Source organism: Chryseobacterium soldanellicola, from assembly GCF_900100115.1.
Lineage (GTDB): Bacteria > Bacteroidota > Bacteroidia > Flavobacteriales > Weeksellaceae > Chryseobacterium > Chryseobacterium soldanellicola.
Genome location: NZ_FNKL01000002.1, coordinates 319,036 through 338,637 on the forward strand (window position 1 = coordinate 319,036; position 19,602 = coordinate 338,637).

A 19,602-nucleotide genomic window follows, 5' to 3' on the forward strand; every position below is an offset into this window, starting at 1 on the left:
CTGCATGAAATTTTCAATTCTTATTGCCAATTACAATAATGGAAAGTTCTTTAAAGACTGCTATGACTCCATTATTTCTCAGGAATATAAAGACTGGGAAGTCGTAATCATCGACGACCGTTCTACCGATGACTCTGTTGAAATTATTAACAAAATAATAGGAACAGACCCAAGATTCAAATTATATGAAAACGATGCCAATTATGGCGTAGGAGTTACCAAATCCGAGCTTATAGAAAGGTCTACAGGTGATATTTGCGGCTATCTTGATCCTGATGATGTCATAAAGCCTAAAGCCTTAAAAAGCGCTGTTGAAGTCTTAGAAAAGAAAAAAGATGTTGTTCTTACCTATTCCAGGCTCGCAAAATGTGATGAAAACCTGAATATTTTAAAAGAATTTAAATCTGCAATGCAAGTACCGAACGGGCAAAAATATTTTTTTAACTTTCCGATTCAGATTGCCCCTTTCGTTTCTTTCCGAAGAGATGTTTATATGAAAACCTCCAAAATAAACCCTGAGCTGAAAATTGCCGAAGATCAGGACTTATATTATAAAATGTATGAAGTCGGCAAGGTAGAATTTATCAATCAGACCGATTATTTATACAGAGCCCACATTGGCGGGATTTCCCAGAATCACAACAAGCAAAAATCGTATGCTTATTATGCACAGGCAATCTGGGAAGCCATGCAGCGCAGAAATTTAAAAGAAATCCACGGAAGGCCCATCCCTCCAAGCTATTGCGATCCTCAGGAAATTTTTGACCTGCTGGAATATCAAAATAAAATGCCTTTTAGGATTAAAAAACAAATTACACTCAGATTACAAAAACTTTTTGGATAATGCCAGATAAAAAAAAGATAAAAGTGCTTTTCAGACACCGTTCTATGGAAATGGGAGGCGTGGAAAAGGTAGTTTTAAGTATGCTTAATAATCTCAACAGGGATAAATTTGACATGACGATATGTTTAAATATCAATCAGGGTGAATTAAGAAATGAATTTCCGGATCATATCAGAAAAGTCTATCTCACCGACGGAAAGGAAGATTTTTCAAAAAATCCTGTCATTCAGAAAATACAGTTGGCGAGAAGAAAATTAAAGCTCAAAAATGCGGAAAAAAATCCAGCAATCGCCGACAAACTACTTAATGATACTTACGACACAGAAATTGCCACCACCTATTCCGTTTACAAAACCGTACTCAATTCAAGCAATAAAAATTCCAAAAAAATCGCCTGGCTTCATTCCGATCTTACATTACCCGGTTTTGACTCTTATCGTGAAGATATTTTCAACAGCATGAAGCAATTTGACTATATTATTTACGGTTCACAGCAATCCAAAGATGTTCTGGATCAAAAATATCCGGATGTTAAATTTCCTCCGGGAAAAGTGGTGTTAAATGCAATTCCTATTGACGATTTAAAAATTAAAGCAAAGGCATTTCCTACAGATTTCGGGGATATTCCGACTTTTGTTTCCGTTGGAAGACTACATTTCAGAAAAGGCTATAAAACGCTTTTAGAAACGCATAAAACGCTTTTGGATGATGGATTTACTCATCAGATTATCGTGATCGGAGACGGTGATGATTTTGAGGTGCTTTCAAAAAGAATTCAGGAATTAGGTGTTCAAAATTCTTTTAAACTCCTTGGAACTCAGATGAATCCTTATCCTTATGTAAAAAACGCAGATTTTTATATAATGCCGTCAGAAAGTGAAGGCTGGCCGTTGATTATTGCCGAAACTCTTATTCTTCAAAAACCAATTCTGGCCACAAACGTCGGAGGCATTCCGGAAATGATCGAACATAAAAAAACGGGATATTTAACTGAATATTCTCAGGAAGGCCTGTACAAAGGAATGAAAGAATTTTTGACCGATAAAACGCTTGTTCAGGAAATTCAGGAGAATTTGAAAGATATTGAAAAGCAATTTGACAATAAGAAAATTTTTGATGCCGTAGAAGAAATTATAGAAACTGTTCATCAGAAATAAAGTCTTTTATTAAAGGTTTTCATACATTTGATAAACCCAATTTTAATCTTACACAAATACCAAAGATGAATTCTTTTATAGAAAATGTATATCAATCATTTTTGCAGAATAAAGCAAATACCTGCATCAGCATTGAAAATCAAAGCCATACATATGAAAATATCTTAGAAATTTCAAATCATATAAGATATCAGCTACAAAATGTAAGCTCCCAGAATATAGGGATTTATCTTACGGATGATGTATATATGTATGCCGCAATTTTGGCGATATGGTTTGAAGGAAAAACCTATGTTCCCATTCATCCGGATTTTCCTTTAACTAAAAATTTAAATTTAATCCAACAGGCTGATATTGATACAATTTTAACTTCAGCTGAAATAAAAGAAAGCTTTACTATAAATATCATCGACACCAAAAAAAACTTTGATATTGAAGCACTTCCGCCCAAAGAATCGGCCTTTACGAATAATGCTTACATTCTCTTCACGTCAGGAAGTACAGGAAATCCGAAAGGCGTTCCTATTCAGTTTTCTAACCTGCATTATTTTTCAGAATCCTTTCATTCCACTTTTGGAAAATTAACTCCGGAAGATTCTGTTTTACAGATGTTTGAGCTTACTTTTGACCTTTCTGTGATGAGTTATTTAATTCCCTGGTTAAACGGGGCAAAGGTTGTCGGCCTTCATAAAAAAGAAACAAAATTCTTACAAATCCTTGATTTACTGGAGGCAGATGAGATTACAGTAGCTTTAATGGTGCCAAGCATCTTGAATTTAATTATTCCTTACCTGGATCCTTCGGTGAAAAACGAAAGCTTACGTTTAAACCTTTTCTGTGGCGAAGCGTTGCTGGTAAAGCAGATTGAGGGCTGGAGAGATTTTATTCCGAAGGCGTCTATTCATAACGTGTACGGGCCAACGGAAAATACGATTTTCTGTACAAATTATACGGTTGAAAATCCGATTAAAGAAAAAAAAGGGATTATAAGTATTGGAAAATCAATGGAAAACAGCAACCTGAGTTTTCTTGAAGAGAATACGAACGAGGGCGAACTTTTGCTTTCCGGAAAATTTTTAACCCAATCTTACTGGAAAAATAAAGAAAAAACAAAGGAAGCATTTATTCAAAAAGACGGAAAAACGTTCTACAAAACCGGAGATTGGTGTTTAAAAGATGAAGACGGAGATTATTTTTATGTCAACAGAATAGATTTTCAGGCTAAAATCAATGGTTTCCGTGTAGAATTAGCTGAAATTGAATATTTTACCAATCAAAAATTAGAAAATGCAATAAGTGTGGCTGTTATTCATAAAGATAAAAATGATAATGATAATTTGATGCTTTTCATCAATGATTTAACCTCAAATGAAGAGGAAATTTTATCTCATTTAAAAAATAATTTACCTGAATACTGCATTCCGTCAAAAATAATAAAAGTTGATAAGTTCCCGACCAACACATCCGGCAAAATCGACAGAAACGAATTAAAAAAATTACTTGTATGATCATCAGAAAAGCAACCCGGGCAGACATTCCCTTTCTTATCAATGGGATTTTATCGATTGAGAATACAGGAAATTCAAATACGTTCAGCAATATATTTGAAACTGATAATCAGACAACTTACAATTATCTGGAGCAATTTTTTCTGGATGAGGAAAACTTTGATACAGAATTTTCATTAAACACCTATACCATCGCGGAGATCGATAATGAGCCCGCAGGAATGTGCGCGCTTATTTTTACAGATTCAAATTATTATCAGAATAAAGGAGAGTTATTTCCTATTCACCTGAAGACAGAGCATCTCAATTCATTTATTAAAAATGCGAAAATTTTACCGGATATCAGAAGTTTTCAGGAAAATAAAAAATTTCTTGAATATCTTTTCGTGGATGATAGATTCAGGGGAAAAGGGGTTGCGGATGAAATTATAAATCATTTGGCAGCAGAAGCAAAAAAAACCGATAATAAGCTTTATTTAGACGTTTTGGAAAGCAGCCCTTTTTTGTTTAAATTCTATGCTAAATTTAATTTTGAGCCTACGGAAACGTTCAACATTGATACGCCCGAAAACAAGATTTATCCCTGCATTCAAAAAACCCTGTTGTGTAAAAATCTGGAAAATTAATTGAATTTTTCCTTGCCGATCGCTTCAGCTAAATCATTGATGGTATGAATATTTCTGAAACCTCTTGGATTCAGCTTAACATCAAATTGATTTTCAACCAATTGCATAACCAAAACAGCAGATAATGAACCGTAGCTTTCCAGCTCTTTAAAATTCGTTTCCGGAGTAATGGCCGCCGTTTCGTTTAATTCTTGTTTAAGCAGATCGCAAAATTGTTCGATGTTCATTGTAAATTGTTTGTGTTTAGTTCATATTTTAAGCGACCAAATTTATAAAATAATTTCTATTTTTGCTTCACTATGATGATATATAAAATTTTAAATAAAATTTCCACCACCATTCAGGACCTGCAACATTCTGTTTATCTGAAGGTTTGCATCGGAAACGGCTTAAAGCTGGGTAAAAATGCTGTGGTAAGAAATAATGTTTCCTTTGGCTCCGAACCTTTTTTAGTTGAAATCGGCGACGAAACAAGAATTGCTTCAGGAGTAACTTTTGTAACGCATTCCGGAGCCACAATCAACATAAGAAAACTGGAAGGCTACGAGCAGGTAAGAAACTTTGGCCGCATAAAAGTTGGTAAAAACTGTGCTATAGGAAGCAATTCTGTGATATTGCAGGATGTAGAAATTGGTGACAATTGTGTCTTAGGTGCCAATTCGGTTTTGTCGGAATCTATGCCGGAACATACTGTATATGCCGGAAATCCTGCAAAATATGTTTGTGAAATCGAAGATTATGCTGATGTTTTGAAAAAAACAACGGTTAATTATCCTATGGAATTGGAAAAAGACAGAAAAAGCTTAAACCAATGGCTGAAGCTGAATTTACCGGAAAAATTCAAAACTGCAAAATAGTGCAAAAAAAGAAAATTCTTATTCGTATCGGCTCTTTGCGTCATGGTGGTGCCGAAAAAGTATTGGTCACTTTTCTAAAAAACCTTCCCAAAGACAAGTATGAAATCGACTTGCTATTAAATTTATATTCGGGGAAATATTTACCGGAAGTTCCGGATTGGATTACTATTCTTTACCTTCATAAAGGAGAAATGATCACGACCAACCGGCCGCACGAAATTCCTAAAAAAGCAGCCCGGGTGATTTATCAGGGAACATTAAAAAAATTCCCCAATCTTTTATATAAAGGCAAGCTTCAGAATAAAAAATATGATATAGAATTTGCCGCAATCCACGGAATGCGTGATGAAATTTTAGGTTCACCTTTAAAAAGCTCAAAAAAAATTGTCTGGATCCACAATGACCTTTCTCTGGTAAAAGGATATACAGATGAAGAAATCCGTAAGTTTTTCGGATTTGACAAAATCATGGTGATTTCTGAAAAAATTGAACATTTGTTTTTAAATTTAGCTAAAAACGACTCCGAAAAGAACAAAATAGTAAGAATTTACAATCCTTTGGATACCGAAGAATTCTTACATAAGGCTGAAAAACCGGTTATAAACTATACTTTTAACTCTACTTTTCCGACTTTTATTTCTGTGGGAACGGTATTTCCGCAAAAGGGATTTGACAGGCTTCTGAGAGTTCATAAAAAGCTTATTGATGAAGGCTTTAAGCACCATGTTTTAATTGTCGGTGACGGATATGATTTTGAAAACATTAAGAAATTGAAAACTGATCTTGGTGTTGATGCAACCGCAACCATGCTGGGCTTTACAGACAATCCTTATCCTTATTTTAAAAATGCGGATTTTTATATTTTAAGTTCGAGATACGAAGGTTTTCCGACGGTTTTATTTGAAGCGATCACGTTAAAAAAGAAAATTATTTCAACTGAAGTTTCCGGAGCGCATGAAATGCTTAAGAATGGTGAATTAGGATTAATTGTTGAAAATTCTGAGGAGGGAATTTATGAAGGAATGAAAAAGGCGCTGTCGGAACCGGAAAAATTTACCCAATATTCCGAAAAGCTGAAAGACTATGAAATGCCTTTTAATCTTGAAAATTCTGTAAGTAAAATATCCTCGATTATAGATGAATTATAATATTTTGTTCATTTTAAGCTAATTCAAAAACTTTACATTTGTCTTATGGCAGAAAAATACTCTATCATTCAGAAAGATTTTTACCGTGAAAGTGGAAAATGGCTTTCAACATTTGAAATTTGGGCAAAATGTATCAATCCGAATCTTCATTTTATTTACATTTTAAGAAAAACCCAGCAGTATAAGAAAAAATCTTTGTTGGGTGTATTTTGGAGAATGGTTTTAAGGCATCATCAAATAAAATACGGCTTCCAGATTTACCCTGAAACAGAGATTGGAGAAGGTTTTTATCTTGGCCATTGGGGAAGTTTGGTCATTAATCCAAAAGTTAAAATCGGAAAAAACTGCAATATCGCACAAGGTGTAACAATCGGGCAACAAAATCGCGGCAAAAATCAAGGTTTTCCCACGATCTCTGATCAAGTCTGGATCGGCACCAACGCTGTAATTGTAGGAGGCGTTACAATTGGAAATAATGTTCTAATTGCGCCAAATTCTTATGTAAATTTTGATGTTCCTGCAAATTCTGTCGTTATGGGGAATCCCGGAAAAATATATGAGGCCGAAAATGCTACCGAAGGTTATATTAATCATACAGTGTAAAACATATAATTCTGATTTTTTGTATTTTTATTAAGAGTTTGTATTTTTATGCTGAATTTCAATATTGTATAGCCTCAATAATTGTAATACGTTTTTTTTATCATATGATTTTAAGCATATTTTAATATTAAACTTTGTTAAAAATGATTTCTTTTTCATTAAAAATTATATTTTTGTATGATTATTGATTTAGTCTATTGATTTTGAAAATAATTTAAACGAAATAAATAATTATAAACTTTAAATTTTTAATTTATGTCACAATCGTACGAGGCTATTTTCGAAAACAACAAAAAATGGGTAGAATCTAAAATTGAAAAAGACCCGTCTTTCTTCGAAGAATTAGCAAAAACCCAGCATCCTGATTATTTATACATCGGATGTTCGGACAGCAGAGTTACTGCAGAAGAATTAATGGGAACGCAACCGGGTGAAGTTTTTGTAACAAGAAACATTGCCAATGTGGTTAACACCCTGGATATGAGCTCAACAGCTGTTATTCAATATGCTGTAGAGCATTTAAAGGTGAAGCACATTATTGTTTGCGGGCATTACAATTGCGGAGGTGTAAAAGCAGCGATGACGCCTCAGGATTTAGGATTATTGAATCCTTGGCTGAGAAACATCCGTGATGTTTACAGATTACACCAGGCAGAATTAGACGCTATCGAAGATGAAGGTAAACGTTATGACAGACTTGTAGAATTAAACGTACAAGAACAGTGCATCAACGTAATTAAAATGGCCTGTGTGCAGGAAAGATACATCCTGGAAGAGTATCCTGTAGTTCACGGCTGGGTTTTTGACCTTAGAACAGGTAAAATTATCGATCTTAAGATTGATTTCGAGAAAATCTTGAAAGACATCCAAAAAATCTACAATCTTACAAGTTCTGACTGGGTAATGAGCAGAAAGACCCAATAGTTTTTCTAAAAAATGTAACATGAAATTCTGGAGTATTATTACATTACTGATTTTCCTAAACTTCACAGCTTTACCGGGTATGGCTGCGGTTTTCGGTTGGGATCTGCAGAGAACCAATGTAATAATCAATGAAGAAGAGCCGCATTCTCACCCAACATCTTTAATTGTTTACGAAAAGACGCTTCCAAAAACTTTAGATGTATTTGATTATCTGAAGTTTTTTGAGCCTGATATTCAGGGCAGGTCTTTTGTGCTGATAGATGATTCTTTTCATCTTTCGCCTTTACTCACTATATTTTCTCCGCCTCCGGAAGCTTAATTTATCGCAACTATTTTTAACAGGAATTCATATCAGATCTGATATCGGATCCGTGTGCTTTAAAATTAAATTTCCAATCTTTTATAATTGAATTATTTAAAGACAAATAGCTCAATTGTATTTCACAGCAGTTTTCACATCATGAAAAAAACATCTTTATTAGGAGGAATCAAGGAGAATTTCCCTTCAGGTCTCGTTGTATTTTTAGTGGCACTTCCCTTATGTTTAGGAATTGCACTGGCATCGGGAGCGCCCCCTTTATCCGGAATTATTGCGGGTATTGTCGGCGGTTTGGTTGTAGGATCTTTAAGCAACTCGAATATTTCAGTTTCCGGTCCTGCAGCGGGTTTAACGGCAATTGTCTTAACGGCAATCACCGATCTTGGCGCATTCGAGCTTTTTCTTTGCGCAGGGATCATTGCAGGTCTTATTCAATTGGTTTTAGGTTTTATAAGAGCAGGAAGCATTTCCAATTATTTCCCGAATAACGTTATTGAAGGAATGCTTGCCGCTATTGGCATCATTATTATTTTAAAACAAGTTCCGCACGCTCTGGGATTTGATAAGGATTACGAAGGTCACGAATCAATTTTTGATAACGGACTAAACTTCGGATATTTTACAGAACTATTAGGGGCGATTCATCCGGGAGCAATTGTTGTAACTTTGGTTTCCGTTGCGATTCTTATTGCATGGGACAAAATTCAGGTTTTAAAAAGAATGAAAATGCTTCCGGGCGCTTTGGTTGCCGTAGTTGCAGGTATTTTACTGAATGAGCTTTTCAAAATGACGGGAAGTTCGTTAGCCATCGCACCCCAGCATTTGGTTTCCTTACCGGTTCCGCAATCTCTGGACGATTTTAAAAATCTGATTACCCTACCCGATTTTAACGGATTTACCAATCCAAAAGTCTGGATCGTGGGAGCAACCATCGCGATTGTAGCTTCTATCGAAACCTTACTTTGTATCGAGGCATCCGACAGATTAGACAAACAGAGAAGAATTACAGATACCAACCTGGAATTAAAAGCACAGGGAATCGGAAATCTGGTAAGCTCATTTATTGGCGGGCTTCCGATGACTTCGGTTGTGGTAAGAAGTTCTGCGAACGCGAATGCCGGAGCAACATCAAAATCCTCTGCGATCATTCACGGCGTTTTATTGTTGATTTGTGTGCTTTCAATTCCTGTATTGCTAAACCTGATTCCGTTGGCTACATTGGCGGCTGTTTTGATTCTGGTGGGATATAAATTAGCAAAACCAGCTACATTCAGGCATTTCTGGCATTTAGGAAAATTCCAGTTTATTCCGTTTGTGGCGACGGTTGTGGCAGTTGTGGCAACAGATTTATTAAAAGGTGTAGGAATTGGTCTTGCGATCTCTATTTTCTACATTTTACAGGGAAACATGAAGCGTGCTTATTATTTAAGCCGGGAAAAGCTGGATGATGCAGATGAAATTACCATCAAACTGGCTGAAGAGGTTTCATTTTTAAATAAAGCTGCCATCAAAAAAACTTTGAAAAATATTAAGGCTAATTCTAACGTTATTATTGACGCAAGAGGCACGTCATATATTGCGACGGATGTCCTGGAAATGATTCAGGATTTTGCCAATATAAGGGCAAAAGAAGAAGATATCAATGTGGAGCTTTTAGGTTTCAAAACATCATACAAAGACTATGAAACAGATGAAGATTCTCACATTGTCATCACGCACAGAAGGGCCATGTAAATACTGAGAATGTTATAGTTAGATAGATTGGAAATTAATTTTTTTTAAAAGTACAACAGAAAGACCATCGGATTTTCGGTGGTCTTTTATTATTAATGATTATTGTTCTTCCGAAAGAAAATGAAGTGGATTGAAGAATCTTCAACATAAAGATTTTTTAATTAAGTTTTAACTAAAATCCCAATTGAATCCTTTTTAAAAATACCTACTTTTGATGTTCAAAATTATGTTGAAATAAACTCATGAAAATACAGATAAAAATACTTCTGGCCGGAATTCTGCTGTTCCTGAATGGTTTTTCAAAGGCTCAGAAGACCGTAAGTGATACATTGGCTTATGCTAAAAAATTTGAAATTAATAAAGAAAAATATATCGGAAAAACTTTTTCATTACTTTTAAAAGACATGACTCAATTGCAGCCTAAAAAGTCTAAATCTGATTTAAAAGATGATCCGAATAACCCTTTACCAAGTACATTATTCACATTTTCTGATAAAGATATAAATTCCGGCAAAGAAGTGACTTTAGTCATCAAATGGAAAGCAGATCCTACACCGACCACTCCCATAGAATTCTCTGAACAGGAACATAATTATAGCTTTACATTAACTGAAAAGAACTTTTTCGCAAAGAAAATCATAAAAGATATTGTTGTTTATAAATAGTAAAACCTCCTGAGATAGACGTTTGTCATATTAAATTTCAATTTATTTCCCATTAAAAGCTGACATTGTATTATTAATCCCAGCAAAAACAAATGACAAAGCTGCTTTAGAAAACTGATCAATTCTTTCGGCTAGCTTTTCAGACTCTTCTGCGTTCCAGGTTCCGAGCACATAGTCGACTTGTTTGCCCTCTGAGAACTCCGCAGAGATGCCAAAACGAAGCCTTGCATAATTTTGTGTCTGTAGGACTTCATTAATATTTTTAAGTCCGTTATGGCCTGCATCAGAGCCTTTTCCTTTTAACCTCAACGTTCCGAACGGCAATGCAAGATCATCGGTAACGATCAAAACGTTTTCCAACGGGATATTTTCCTTTTGCATCCAGTATCTCACTGCATTTCCGGAAAGATTCATGTAGGTATCCGGTTTTAAAATTAAAACTCTTCTTCCTTTGTATTTTCCGTCTGCCATCCAGCCGAAATTAGTAGTGTTAAAAGGAGCCTCTAAAGTCTCCGCAATTTTTTCCGCTACTTTAAAACCTATATTGTGACGTGTATTTTCGTATTCCGGACCTTTGTTTCCAAGACCGACTATTAAATATTTCATTGAGAAATTTTTTGCAAAATTAGGCATTAAAAATATAAAACTCAATCCCGAAAAGAATTGAGTTTTATATATTATTTAAAAATTGTTTTCTATAATTCTATAAAGGCTTATAAATATAATTAACCCCAAATCCTTTCGTCATATAGGTCTGAACATCGTAATTGTAATCTGTACTGAATACCGTCGGAGTCGGAACAGGAGGTACAAGATCCGTTATTGCCATTCTTTTCGGGCTGTTCGGAGATAGAATAAAACTCTCTGAATCATTCGTCTCTGATGCAGACAAAATTCTTGAAATTTTATAGGCAAACGGTAATAGCGAGAATGGGCTGATTCTATCATCATAATTGGAAAATTCATAGCTATATTTACTCACAGGTGCTCCAAAAACACTGCCGCCGGTCATAGGCCCGTAGTTTCTTAATACTTTAGTAACATTATCTCCTGTATAGGTATAGGTTGTTTCAGAATAATTTTTATATTCAAACGGCACGGCTGGTACCTCTTCACCTGTCTGCATAACGATTTTCTCCAGCTTATCAGTTGTCGTGCTGTAGGTAAGCTTATATAAAGTTTTAGTTTTTCTTATCGTTACCGTCGGAGGAGTCGGAGTAAGGTCAATAATAATCGTTTCACGGTTTTCAGAGATAGATTCTAATTTTCCTGAATTTCCGTACGTAAATAATTGAGTGTATGAAGTGCTGTCTATATCCGGATCTCCGTCTTTATCGCCGTCTAAATGACCTCTGTAAGAGATTTTGCTTACTTTGTCACCGCTGTACATGACATCGGTAACAGATCGGTCTTCGATCCCCGGGGTAAGTACTTTGGTCATTGCCAACCCGTTATAATGATATTCCGCCAATGTATCTGCATCTGTAATCTCCCTATATAATGCTCTAGGCCCGTTTAATCCGGTATTGTTATTCAGATCAATTAATGGATTCCCATCCTCATCCAGCATATCCTTACATGAGTGTATAGAAGAAAAACCTGCTAACAGTAAAATAAAATATAAAAATCGTTTCATTTCAGGGGATTGTTTATTTTTCCACAAATATAATTTTTTTTTGCATAAAAATTATATTTTTATTCATATTCTCGTAAAACTAATAATTGTAATTTTCATTATAACGCCTTAATAAGATTTTTAGTACTTTCCTAAAAAACGGATCATATCAATTTAAGGCTAAAAAAATCTAAAAGCCTGAACTTTTAGATTTTACAATTATTTATATATGAAAACTTAGTAAGGTTGCAAAACCGACGTCGTTAATATAGATTGTGACATATCTGAATTCAGATAGGTAGTATTTACGGCTCTTCCCAATCCTAATGTTCCGGAATTAAGATTTCTTTTTACACAAGCTGCTTTTACAGAGTAATTATTTTTTACAGGAAGATTTGTTAACGTTGCATTCAGATTAAAAATCTTATTTGTTCCGTCACCTCCCAGAACTACGTCTGTTCTTACGGCTTTCAGCTTATCGTCTACAAAAATTCCGCAGGCAAAACTTGTTGATGAATTATTATTGCCTGTTTTCTGCGCTGTTGTCTGAAATGTAAACGTTACTTTATTGGTAGATTTTGTAACGGAAAATACATCTGTAGCGTCCGGTAAAACCGTCCATCCTGAGCCAAGAGCTTCATTTACGGCATAAGGTGATGTAGAGCCATTATTTCCTGAAAAGCTGACTCCTGTTTTATCAGCAACCGTATTCATTGAAAAAAGTGACATGCTGGTAAGCCCGTCTGCTACTTTTATTGATTTCCAGTCATTTGTTCCTAAATCTGTGTTATTGTGGAAGATTGTTCCGGCTGCTCCGGCTGAACCTTTCACTGTATTTGTACCTCCTACTCTGATTTCTTTTCTTGCATTAAAATCTCCGTTAATATCCAGTGTGTTTACAGGAGAAGGGGTATTGATTCCGATCTGGGCGTTAAAAATGCCGGCAAGTAATAGTGTTGTTACTAGAAATATTTTTTTCATAATTAGTTTGTAATGGTGTTAAATACTTCAGGAACTTCATATACATCAACCTTAAGGGAAGATTGTGTGATAAAAGAGTCGATATTCGTTGCTACGTTGATCCCGATTCCTAAGGTAATGTTATCCGTATTGTAAGATTTAAGTCTTGAGCATGCCACACTCACCGTATGCTGCCCTTTTGAAAGGTTTTCAATAATCCCGATCTGGTTATGTGTGATAAATGTATTGTCTGAAGTACTTGCTTTTAAATTTCTCTGTCTTAGATTAACCAATTTATCATCGACAAAAATTCCGCAGGCATAATCAATTGAAGTATCCGTATTTCCGGCGCCCGGGAAATTTGCCTGAACGACAGTTTCAAACTGAAAGTACGTTTTGCTTTGTGTGCTGTAAACATTAATCGGCTGTGAAAGGGCCGTTATTTTTTTAAACCTGGAAAAATTACTGTAGGCAGTTCCTTTTGTAAAGGTTGCTGCTCTTGATGTAATGGTAGACTCTTCTGCAGCGGTAAATTTTACTCCGGTATTATCAGAAAAAGAGTTGTTAAAGATCAGATAATATTGATTAGCTTCATATTCCGGGATGCGAAGCGCCTTCCAAACGGGTGGCTTTCCATCTCCCTGAGAAACAAGAACCTGAGAGTTATTTCCTTCAAAAAGGGAGTTATCTGTTGTATTTAAAACGGCAATCTTACCTCTAAGATTTGTATCTCCGTTGACGTCTAATTTTGCTTTTGGACTCTCTGTTTTTATTCCGATCTGAGCAGAAAGAGACAATCCTATTGTCATGAATAGGATAGGTAATATTTTTTTCATTATTTAGTTTGTTTTGTAGGTTATATATTCAATAAGATCTATTTTGACAATAGATTCTAAGGTAAATGCATTAGAAACATTGTTTGTGTTCGAGACATTACGCCCGATCGTAAATTGAGCATTGTTATTGGATGCTTCAATTTTTCTGCATGCTACTTCTACCTTTTGTACACCTACAGGAACGTCTTGTTCTGAATAATTAAGGGTAAAAATATAATCCTGGATACCTTGCTTATCGGTATTATTGGTGGTAATAATCTCATCGGGGCGTACCGCTACCAGTCTGCCATTTCTGAAAATCCCACAAGCAAAGCTTATATTTTGAGAGGTTGTTGCTGATGTAGATTTCATTTCAACACCTGTCTGAAACTGATAGGTCAGTTTATTTTTAGTTTCTTTAACAGTGAAATTATTCTCTAATCCGCTAATTTTCGACCACTTTCCTTTGGTCTGATCGGTGAGCTGATCTCCTATGCTGTTTTTCAGCACATTATCACCCGCTACACCATTTGAAAGCGCTGAAATCCCAGTTTGATCCGATGACAGATACGAATTGATCAATCTGTACTGTCCTTCCTCTAGAAAGGTAACATTCAATGATTTCCAGACAGGAGGCAAACCTTCTCCCTGAGAAACCAATACTTGGCCATTTTGCCCGGCATTTCCTACCTGGCTTGAAGTACCGCCGACTCTAAGTTCTTTCCTCAGTGTGGTTTTCCCGTTGATATCGAGAGTTGAATTAGGGGTACTCGTTCTAATTCCCACTTGAGCGTGTGCGAAGACTGAGCAAAGTCCTGCTACACATAAATACACAGTTTTTTTCATAATAAGGGCTGCAAAGGTAATAAATTTTTAATCAAAAAAGTAGACCTCATCCTTATAAAGTAATAGAAATAAGCTATTTACATGATATAAATCATAACGGCAAAAGTGGACTTATTTCCTACTGTGTGGAATTATTTATTCATTTTCGAGGATTGATTTCAGAAGATTATTCACCTCATCGACATTTATTATTTTGTCTTTTCTCATCATAAGGTGATTTCCGTCCTTGCCGACTTTCTCCTTCAGTTGGGCTTCCGCAGGGTTTCGGGTTAAGTAGTTGATAATGTGTCTAAACTTGTTGGTTTGATAAAATTTGTCCTGAGGGTTGGCCGGAAAGTAACCTAAAAAAATACCGTTTTTCATGACAATTTTTTCAAAACCAATGTCTGCAGCCAACCATTTTAGTGCAACACTTTTTAATAAATTTTTAACTTCTTTTGGTAAATTTCCAAAACGATCTATTAATTCTGACTCAAATTGTAGTAAATCTTTCTCATTATCAATCTCAGCGATCTTCTGATAAAGCAATAATCTTTCTTCCGTGCTTGATATATAGGAATCCGGAAGCATCAGCTCCAGATCGGTATCAATATTGACTTCTTTTACTGTTTTGAATAATTTATTTCTTTCCTCTTCATTTTCGAAAAGATTTTCAAATTCCGCATCGTCCTTTAATTCCTCCAAAGCTTCCTGCATTAATTTCTGATAGGTTTCAAAACCCATTTCATTAATAAATCCGCTTTGCTCTGCTCCCAATAAATCTCCTGCACCACGGATTTCAAGATCCTTCATCGCAATCTGGAAACCGCTTCCCAGATCAGAAAACTGCTCAATTGCTTCCAGACGTTTCCTCGCATCGGAAGTCATCATATCATAAGGTGGTGTGATCAGATAACAAAAAGCTTTTCTGTTGCTTCGTCCCACCCTTCCTCTCATCTGGTGAACATCTGCCATCCCGAAACGGTGCGCATCATTGATGAAAATCGTATTAGCATTCGGAACGTCTACTCCACTTTCTACGATTGTTGTGGAAACCAGAACATCATATTTACCTTCCATGAAGTCGAGAACGTTTTTCTCCAGCTGTTTTCCTTCCATCTGGCCATGGCCGATAATTACTTTTGCATCAGGAACCAAACGCTGGATCAGTCCTGCAATATCTTTAAGATTTTCAATCCTGTTATTGATGAAATAAACCTGGCCGTCTCTTTGAATTTCATACGAAACCGCATCACGGATAATTTCTTCGTTAAATCCAATTAACTGGGTTTCAACCGGCTGTCTGTTTGGCGGCGGTGTTTTAATTACCGATAAATCTCTCGCAGCCATCAAAGAAAACTGCAATGTTCTCGGAATCGGTGTTGCGGTTAATGTAAGTGTGTCGACATTATTTTTAATGGTTTTCAGCTTATCTTTTACAGAAACCCCGAATTTATGCTCTTCATCAATAACCAATAATCCAAGATCTTTAAATTTAACACCACTTCCTACTAATTGATGCGTTCCAATAATAATATCAACTTTCCCGTTTTTTAAAGCTTCTAAAGTCTCAGATTTCTGTTTAGCGGTACGGAATCTGTTCAGATAAGAAATAGTTACCGGAAAATCTTTCAATCTTTCCTTGAAGCTTCTGTAATGCTGAAACGCCAGAATCGTTGTCGGAACCAATACTGCGACCTGCTTTCCATCTGTTGCAGCCTTAAAAGCAGCACGGATCGCAACTTCCGTTTTACCAAACCCTACGTCTCCACAAACCAGTCTGTCCATTACGGTTTCGGCTTCCATGTCTCTTTTTACGTCAATGGTTGCTTTTTCCTGATCGGGCGTATCTTCGTAGATAAAGCTTGCTTCCAGCTCGTTCTGCAGATAAGAATCGGGTGTAAATGCAAAACCCCGCGCCGTTTTTCTCTGAGCGTACAATTGTATAAGGTCAAAAGCGATTTGTTTTACTTTGGCCTTTGTTTTTTGCTTTAAAGATTTCCAGGCTGGTGAGCCAAGTTTGCTCAAAACAACTTCTCTTCCGTCCGGGCCGTTGTATTTTGAAATTTTATGAAGCGAATGAATGCTTACATATAATAAGTCTCCGTTTTTATAGGTTAATTTAAAGCATTCCTGAATTTTCCCATCATTATTTACTTTTACCAATCCCATAAATTTTCCTATTCCGTGGTCGATATGAGCGATGTAATCTCCGACTTTTAATGACATTAGATCTTTTAAAGTCAGCTGCTCGGATTTTGCAAAATTATTTTTCGCTTTATATCGTTGGTAACGGTCAAAAATCTGGTGATCAGTATAAACCAAAAGCTTGTGATCAAGATCTACAAAACCTTCATGAAGCTCGGATTTAAAACTTTTAAAAGGAAGCTCATGCTCCAATTCCTCAAAAATTGACTCCAGTCTTTCTTTTTGCTTTTCGCCGGAAAAAGAAATCCAGGTATCAAAACCTTCTTGCTGCTTTTCTTCTAGATCTTCAATTAATAATTCAAAATTTTTATGAAATGACGGCTGTGCAGTCTGATTGATTTTTACTTCACCAATTTCTTTTATTCCTTCAATCGAAACACTGCTGAAATCTATTGTTTTAAATTTTTTATAATCAAATAAAAATTCCTGATCAGAAATAAATAATTCCTGTGGCGCGCGGTGGGCAATATCCTTATTTAAAGTATCATATTTTTCAAGAGATTTTTCGTAAAAAGCTTTTATCTTCTGAATCCCAACAACAGCGTTTTTTGTAACCACAAAACTGTCTTTCGGTAATAGCTGCAACAACGAAACCCTAATCCCCGTCACAGAAAAATTCATGTTGGAGACCAATTGGAATTCCTGGATCTTATCAATTGAAAGCTGTGTTTCAATATCAAAAGTTTTAATGCTTTCAACCTCATTTCCGAAGAAAGTGATACGGTACGGCTTTTCATTTGAATAAGAAAAAACATCTACAATTCCTCCTCTCACGGAAAATTCTCCTGGCTCCGAAACAAAATCTGCCTGCTGAAAACTGTAATGATTCAGCAATTCATCCACAAAATCAAAGTCAAGCTGATCACCAACCTTAATATGATGCGAAATGGCCTTAAAATCTTCTTTCTTTAAAACTTTCTCAGACAAAGCACCAACATAAGCCACAATAATTTTCGGAGACTTGCCGGAATTTATTTTATGTAAAACCTCGGTTCTTAAAACCAGATTGGCATTTTGCGTTTTCTCAACCTGATACGGCTCAAGATGCGTCGCGGGGAAAAAAAGCACTTTCTCATTTCCCAAAAGATCTTCCATTTCCGTATTGATGTACAAAGCATCTTCTTTGTCATCAATTAAATAAAGAATGGTTTTCTTTTGTGTCAAAAAAAGCTCAGCTGCAAAAATAGAAGCCGACGATCCCGCACTTCCTTTTACAGAAATATGTTGATGATTTTCCAGTTGGGTGAAAATTTCTTTTCCGAATTCTTTTTGAAGCAAATCAGGAAGGAATTTTTCGTTGATGGTTTTTAATTGCATAAATAGTAACAGTATAAACGACAAAAGCGATTTCGAGACTTCCCGAAACCGTTTGATTTACACAAAGGTAAGGATATTTTTTTCTTTTTAAAAGCATTCCCTTTTATTCAAAATTTAAAATAAAACCTTGAAAGCTTGCTAATTCTTAATTTTTTACTAAAATTTCTAATTAACAGTTAAAAAAAATCTATAATTCCGTCATGGCACAATGTTTGAAAAATTTAACCAACACAGTAAACCATTAAAGAAATAGTATTATGAAAAAGACAATTAGAATTTTAGGGATGTTTTTGTTAGTATTTTTTGCTGTCACGGCAATTACTTCATGCAGTGATGATGATGACCCTACTAACAATGACTTTTTTGCGGGGACTTACCGAGGGAGTATTTCGTATCATGACGACAGCAGTGACATCAGCACCGGAGACGGAAGCGTTTTTGTAACAAAAATTGCGAGCGGAACAAAATATAATTTCGGATTTTCAAACGGAATTCCGGATCTTAACGGGGTTGAATTTGAGCAGCAAGGCGATCACACGCTAGTAATGGTAGGTTCAAACGGAACTTCATACATCAGAATTGACAATAATGAATTAAAAATATTATATATAAAAGACGGTCGTACGTGGACAGCCAACTGTACGCGCTAAACCAACTTTTCATACTTATGTTAGGACCTGCTTTTTCTTTTGAGGGAAAGCAGGTTTTTTATGGCCATTGGTTTTTCGGAAAAATTAAAGAGTCCCGAAGGGACGATTTAATTCAGAATAGGATGCAATCCTATTATTATAAATCAAAAATAAAGAAATCTTAGATCATTGAAAATAGATTCTTACTTACATCGAAGACATGCTTTACAAATATTTCTCATGATTTTATGGCTTATTTATAAGTTTTGGCTAAAGCCAGTGAATTGGCGGCATTATGTAAACGGGCTAAAGCCCGCTCCTATTGATTTAAAAACATATTTAATCTTTTTTTAATCTGTAATAAACTTTAGTTAAGTTTCTACAACATAGATTTTCCAGCTCAGTTTTTGCATAACTTTGACTTAAGAAAAACAAATAAAAAACAATCCATATGAAAAAATTATTCGCAGCAATGTCATTCGTATTAGGACTGGGACTTGCAACTGCTCAACAGACAGCGCCCGCTACAGCAACTAAAACAACACATCAAACTGTAAAAACAGTAAAAGCAACAACGGCTCCGGCAGCGAAACCTGCAGCAACCGTAAAGCCGGCAACAACACCTTCAGCAGTAAAAATGAAAAAGGACGGAACGCCGGATAAAAGATATAAGGAAAACCAACATCTTAAAAAAGACGGAACGCCGGACAAAAGATACAAAGCAAATAAATAAACTCAACATTATAGTTGTTATTTTCATAATCAAATTTCGAAGAACCGATGTACACTCATTCATCGGTTTTTTTGTTGCTTATTTTTGGAAAATTACCTCAAATTCTTCAGTTATT

At 35.5% G+C, this 19,602-nt stretch carries 20 protein-coding genes; 13 read left to right on the forward strand and 7 right to left on the reverse strand.

Annotated features, from left to right (window positions below):
* Positions 1 to 4: 4 nt before the first annotated feature.
* From BLT04_RS06250 to BLT04_RS06265, 4 genes are all read left to right on the forward strand, one after another.
* Positions 5 to 844 (forward strand): glycosyltransferase family 2 protein, encoded by an 840-nt coding sequence (locus BLT04_RS06250; protein WP_089754808.1) that lies wholly within the window; start codon positions 5 to 7, stop codon positions 842 to 844.
* Positions 844 to 2,001 (forward strand): glycosyltransferase, encoded by a 1,158-nt coding sequence (locus tag BLT04_RS06255; RefSeq protein ID WP_089754811.1) that lies wholly within the window; start codon positions 844 to 846, stop codon positions 1,999 to 2,001. The genes BLT04_RS06250 and BLT04_RS06255 overlap by 1 nt, the downstream gene beginning before the upstream one ends.
* A gap of 65 nt (positions 2,002 to 2,066) precedes the next feature.
* Entirely contained in the window at positions 2,067 to 3,509 is a 1,443-nt protein-coding gene (locus tag BLT04_RS06260; protein ID WP_089754813.1) for an AMP-binding protein, read from the forward strand.
* The gene (locus BLT04_RS06265) at positions 3,506 to 4,135 is read left to right on the forward strand and encodes a GNAT family N-acetyltransferase (protein WP_089754815.1); all 630 of its coding nucleotides are present in this window, start codon (positions 3,506 to 3,508) and stop codon (positions 4,133 to 4,135) included. Before BLT04_RS06260 ends, BLT04_RS06265 begins: the two co-directional genes overlap by 4 nt.
* Here BLT04_RS06265 and BLT04_RS06270 read toward each other — a convergent pair.
* Positions 4,132 to 4,362 (reverse strand): acyl carrier protein, encoded by a 231-nt coding sequence (locus BLT04_RS06270; protein ID WP_089754817.1) that lies wholly within the window; start codon positions 4,360 to 4,362, stop codon positions 4,132 to 4,134. The genes BLT04_RS06265 and BLT04_RS06270 overlap by 4 nt on opposite strands.
* 72 nt (positions 4,363 to 4,434) lie before the next feature.
* On the opposite strand from BLT04_RS06270, the gene BLT04_RS06275 reads away from it, so the two are divergent.
* From BLT04_RS06275 to BLT04_RS06305, 7 genes are all read left to right on the forward strand, one after another.
* Positions 4,435 to 4,992 carry an acyltransferase gene (locus tag BLT04_RS06275; protein WP_089754819.1) on the forward strand — a complete coding sequence of 186 codons (558 nt, stop codon included), beginning with the start codon at positions 4,435 to 4,437 and terminating at the stop codon, positions 4,990 to 4,992.
* On the forward strand, positions 4,947 to 6,140 hold the full coding sequence (locus tag BLT04_RS06280) for a glycosyltransferase (RefSeq protein ID WP_170828439.1): 1,194 nt from the start codon (positions 4,947 to 4,949) through the stop codon (positions 6,138 to 6,140). Before BLT04_RS06275 ends, BLT04_RS06280 begins: the two co-directional genes overlap by 46 nt.
* Positions 6,141 to 6,185: 45 nt before the next feature.
* A complete protein-coding gene (locus BLT04_RS06285) occupies positions 6,186 to 6,743 on the forward strand; it encodes a serine acetyltransferase (protein ID WP_089754821.1) in 558 nt (185 codons plus the stop codon).
* 255 nt (positions 6,744 to 6,998) lie between these two features.
* A complete protein-coding gene (locus BLT04_RS06290; protein WP_089754824.1) occupies positions 6,999 to 7,667 on the forward strand; it encodes a carbonic anhydrase in 669 nt (222 codons plus the stop codon).
* A gap of 19 nt (positions 7,668 to 7,686) precedes the next feature.
* On the forward strand, positions 7,687 to 7,986 hold the full coding sequence (locus BLT04_RS06295; RefSeq protein WP_089754826.1) for a hypothetical protein: 300 nt from the start codon (positions 7,687 to 7,689) through the stop codon (positions 7,984 to 7,986).
* Positions 7,987 to 8,127: 141 nt separating this feature from the next.
* Positions 8,128 to 9,720 carry a SulP family inorganic anion transporter gene (locus tag BLT04_RS06300; protein WP_089754830.1) on the forward strand — a complete coding sequence of 531 codons (1,593 nt, stop codon included), beginning with the start codon at positions 8,128 to 8,130 and terminating at the stop codon, positions 9,718 to 9,720.
* Between the two features lie 242 nt (positions 9,721 to 9,962).
* Entirely contained in the window at positions 9,963 to 10,385 is a 423-nt protein-coding gene (locus BLT04_RS06305) for a hypothetical protein (protein WP_089754832.1), read from the forward strand.
* A gap of 42 nt (positions 10,386 to 10,427) precedes the next feature.
* Here the strand turns inward: BLT04_RS06305 and pth are convergent, their stop codons facing one another.
* The 6 genes from pth to mfd all read right to left on the reverse strand — a co-directional run bounded on the left by pth (position 10,428) and on the right by mfd (position 18,125).
* Complete coding sequence (pth, locus tag BLT04_RS06310) at positions 10,428 to 10,991, reverse strand: aminoacyl-tRNA hydrolase (protein ID WP_089755541.1); 564 nt, start codon at positions 10,989 to 10,991, stop codon at positions 10,428 to 10,430.
* A gap of 97 nt (positions 10,992 to 11,088) precedes the next feature.
* On the reverse strand, positions 11,089 to 12,021 hold the full coding sequence (locus BLT04_RS06315; protein WP_089754834.1) for a hypothetical protein: 933 nt from the start codon (positions 12,019 to 12,021) through the stop codon (positions 11,089 to 11,091).
* 216 nt (positions 12,022 to 12,237) lie between these two features.
* The gene (locus BLT04_RS06320) at positions 12,238 to 12,981 is read right to left on the reverse strand and encodes a hypothetical protein (RefSeq protein WP_089754841.1); all 744 of its coding nucleotides are present in this window, start codon (positions 12,979 to 12,981) and stop codon (positions 12,238 to 12,240) included.
* Positions 12,982 to 12,983: 2 nt separating this feature from the next.
* The gene (locus BLT04_RS06325) at positions 12,984 to 13,796 is read right to left on the reverse strand and encodes a hypothetical protein (protein WP_089754843.1); all 813 of its coding nucleotides are present in this window, start codon (positions 13,794 to 13,796) and stop codon (positions 12,984 to 12,986) included.
* Between the two features lie 3 nt (positions 13,797 to 13,799).
* Entirely contained in the window at positions 13,800 to 14,621 is an 822-nt protein-coding gene (locus BLT04_RS06330; RefSeq protein WP_089754845.1) for a hypothetical protein, read from the reverse strand.
* Between the two features lie 135 nt (positions 14,622 to 14,756).
* Positions 14,757 to 18,125, reverse strand: coding sequence for a transcription-repair coupling factor (gene mfd / locus BLT04_RS06335; protein ID WP_089754847.1), 3,369 nt, complete (start codon positions 18,123 to 18,125; stop codon positions 14,757 to 14,759).
* Between the two features lie 257 nt (positions 18,126 to 18,382).
* Here mfd and BLT04_RS06340 point away from each other — a divergent pair, with 257 nt between their 5' ends.
* Together BLT04_RS06340 and BLT04_RS06345 are read left to right on the forward strand one after the other, a co-directional pair.
* Entirely contained in the window at positions 18,383 to 18,775 is a 393-nt protein-coding gene (locus BLT04_RS06340; protein WP_089754849.1) for a hypothetical protein, read from the forward strand.
* A 430-nt stretch (positions 18,776 to 19,205) separates the two neighbouring features.
* Positions 19,206 to 19,487: a hypothetical protein gene (locus tag BLT04_RS06345; RefSeq protein WP_089754851.1), complete on the forward strand. Its 282-nt coding sequence runs from the start codon at positions 19,206 to 19,208 to the stop codon at positions 19,485 to 19,487.
* Positions 19,488 to 19,602: the final 115 nt, after the last annotated feature.

Coding starts and splice junctions, on each gene's coding strand:
- BLT04_RS06250 (WP_089754808.1), top strand. CDS start 5: ATGAAATTTTCAATTCTTATTGCCAATTACAATAATGGAAAGTTCTTT.
- BLT04_RS06255 (WP_089754811.1), top strand. CDS start 844: ATGCCAGATAAAAAAAAGATAAAAGTGCTTTTCAGACACCGTTCTATG.
- BLT04_RS06260 (WP_089754813.1), top strand. CDS start 2,067: ATGAATTCTTTTATAGAAAATGTATATCAATCATTTTTGCAGAATAAA.
- BLT04_RS06265 (WP_089754815.1), top strand. CDS start 3,506: ATGATCATCAGAAAAGCAACCCGGGCAGACATTCCCTTTCTTATCAAT.
- BLT04_RS06270 (WP_089754817.1), bottom strand. CDS start 4,362: ATGAACATCGAACAATTTTGCGATCTGCTTAAACAAGAATTAAACGAA.
- BLT04_RS06275 (WP_089754819.1), top strand. CDS start 4,435: ATGATGATATATAAAATTTTAAATAAAATTTCCACCACCATTCAGGAC.
- BLT04_RS06280 (WP_170828439.1), top strand. CDS start 4,947: ATGGCTGAAGCTGAATTTACCGGAAAAATTCAAAACTGCAAAATAGTG.
- BLT04_RS06285 (WP_089754821.1), top strand. CDS start 6,186: ATGGCAGAAAAATACTCTATCATTCAGAAAGATTTTTACCGTGAAAGT.
- BLT04_RS06290 (WP_089754824.1), top strand. CDS start 6,999: ATGTCACAATCGTACGAGGCTATTTTCGAAAACAACAAAAAATGGGTA.
- BLT04_RS06295 (WP_089754826.1), top strand. CDS start 7,687: ATGAAATTCTGGAGTATTATTACATTACTGATTTTCCTAAACTTCACA.
- BLT04_RS06300 (WP_089754830.1), top strand. CDS start 8,128: ATGAAAAAAACATCTTTATTAGGAGGAATCAAGGAGAATTTCCCTTCA.
- BLT04_RS06305 (WP_089754832.1), top strand. CDS start 9,963: ATGAAAATACAGATAAAAATACTTCTGGCCGGAATTCTGCTGTTCCTG.
- pth (WP_089755541.1), bottom strand. CDS start 10,991: ATGAAATATTTAATAGTCGGTCTTGGAAACAAAGGTCCGGAATACGAA.
- BLT04_RS06315 (WP_089754834.1), bottom strand. CDS start 12,021: ATGAAACGATTTTTATATTTTATTTTACTGTTAGCAGGTTTTTCTTCT.
- BLT04_RS06320 (WP_089754841.1), bottom strand. CDS start 12,981: ATGAAAAAAATATTTCTAGTAACAACACTATTACTTGCCGGCATTTTT.
- BLT04_RS06325 (WP_089754843.1), bottom strand. CDS start 13,796: ATGAAAAAAATATTACCTATCCTATTCATGACAATAGGATTGTCTCTT.
- BLT04_RS06330 (WP_089754845.1), bottom strand. CDS start 14,621: ATGAAAAAAACTGTGTATTTATGTGTAGCAGGACTTTGCTCAGTCTTC.
- mfd (WP_089754847.1), bottom strand. CDS start 18,125: ATGCAATTAAAAACCATCAACGAAAAATTCCTTCCTGATTTGCTTCAA.
- BLT04_RS06340 (WP_089754849.1), top strand. CDS start 18,383: ATGAAAAAGACAATTAGAATTTTAGGGATGTTTTTGTTAGTATTTTTT.
- BLT04_RS06345 (WP_089754851.1), top strand. CDS start 19,206: ATGAAAAAATTATTCGCAGCAATGTCATTCGTATTAGGACTGGGACTT.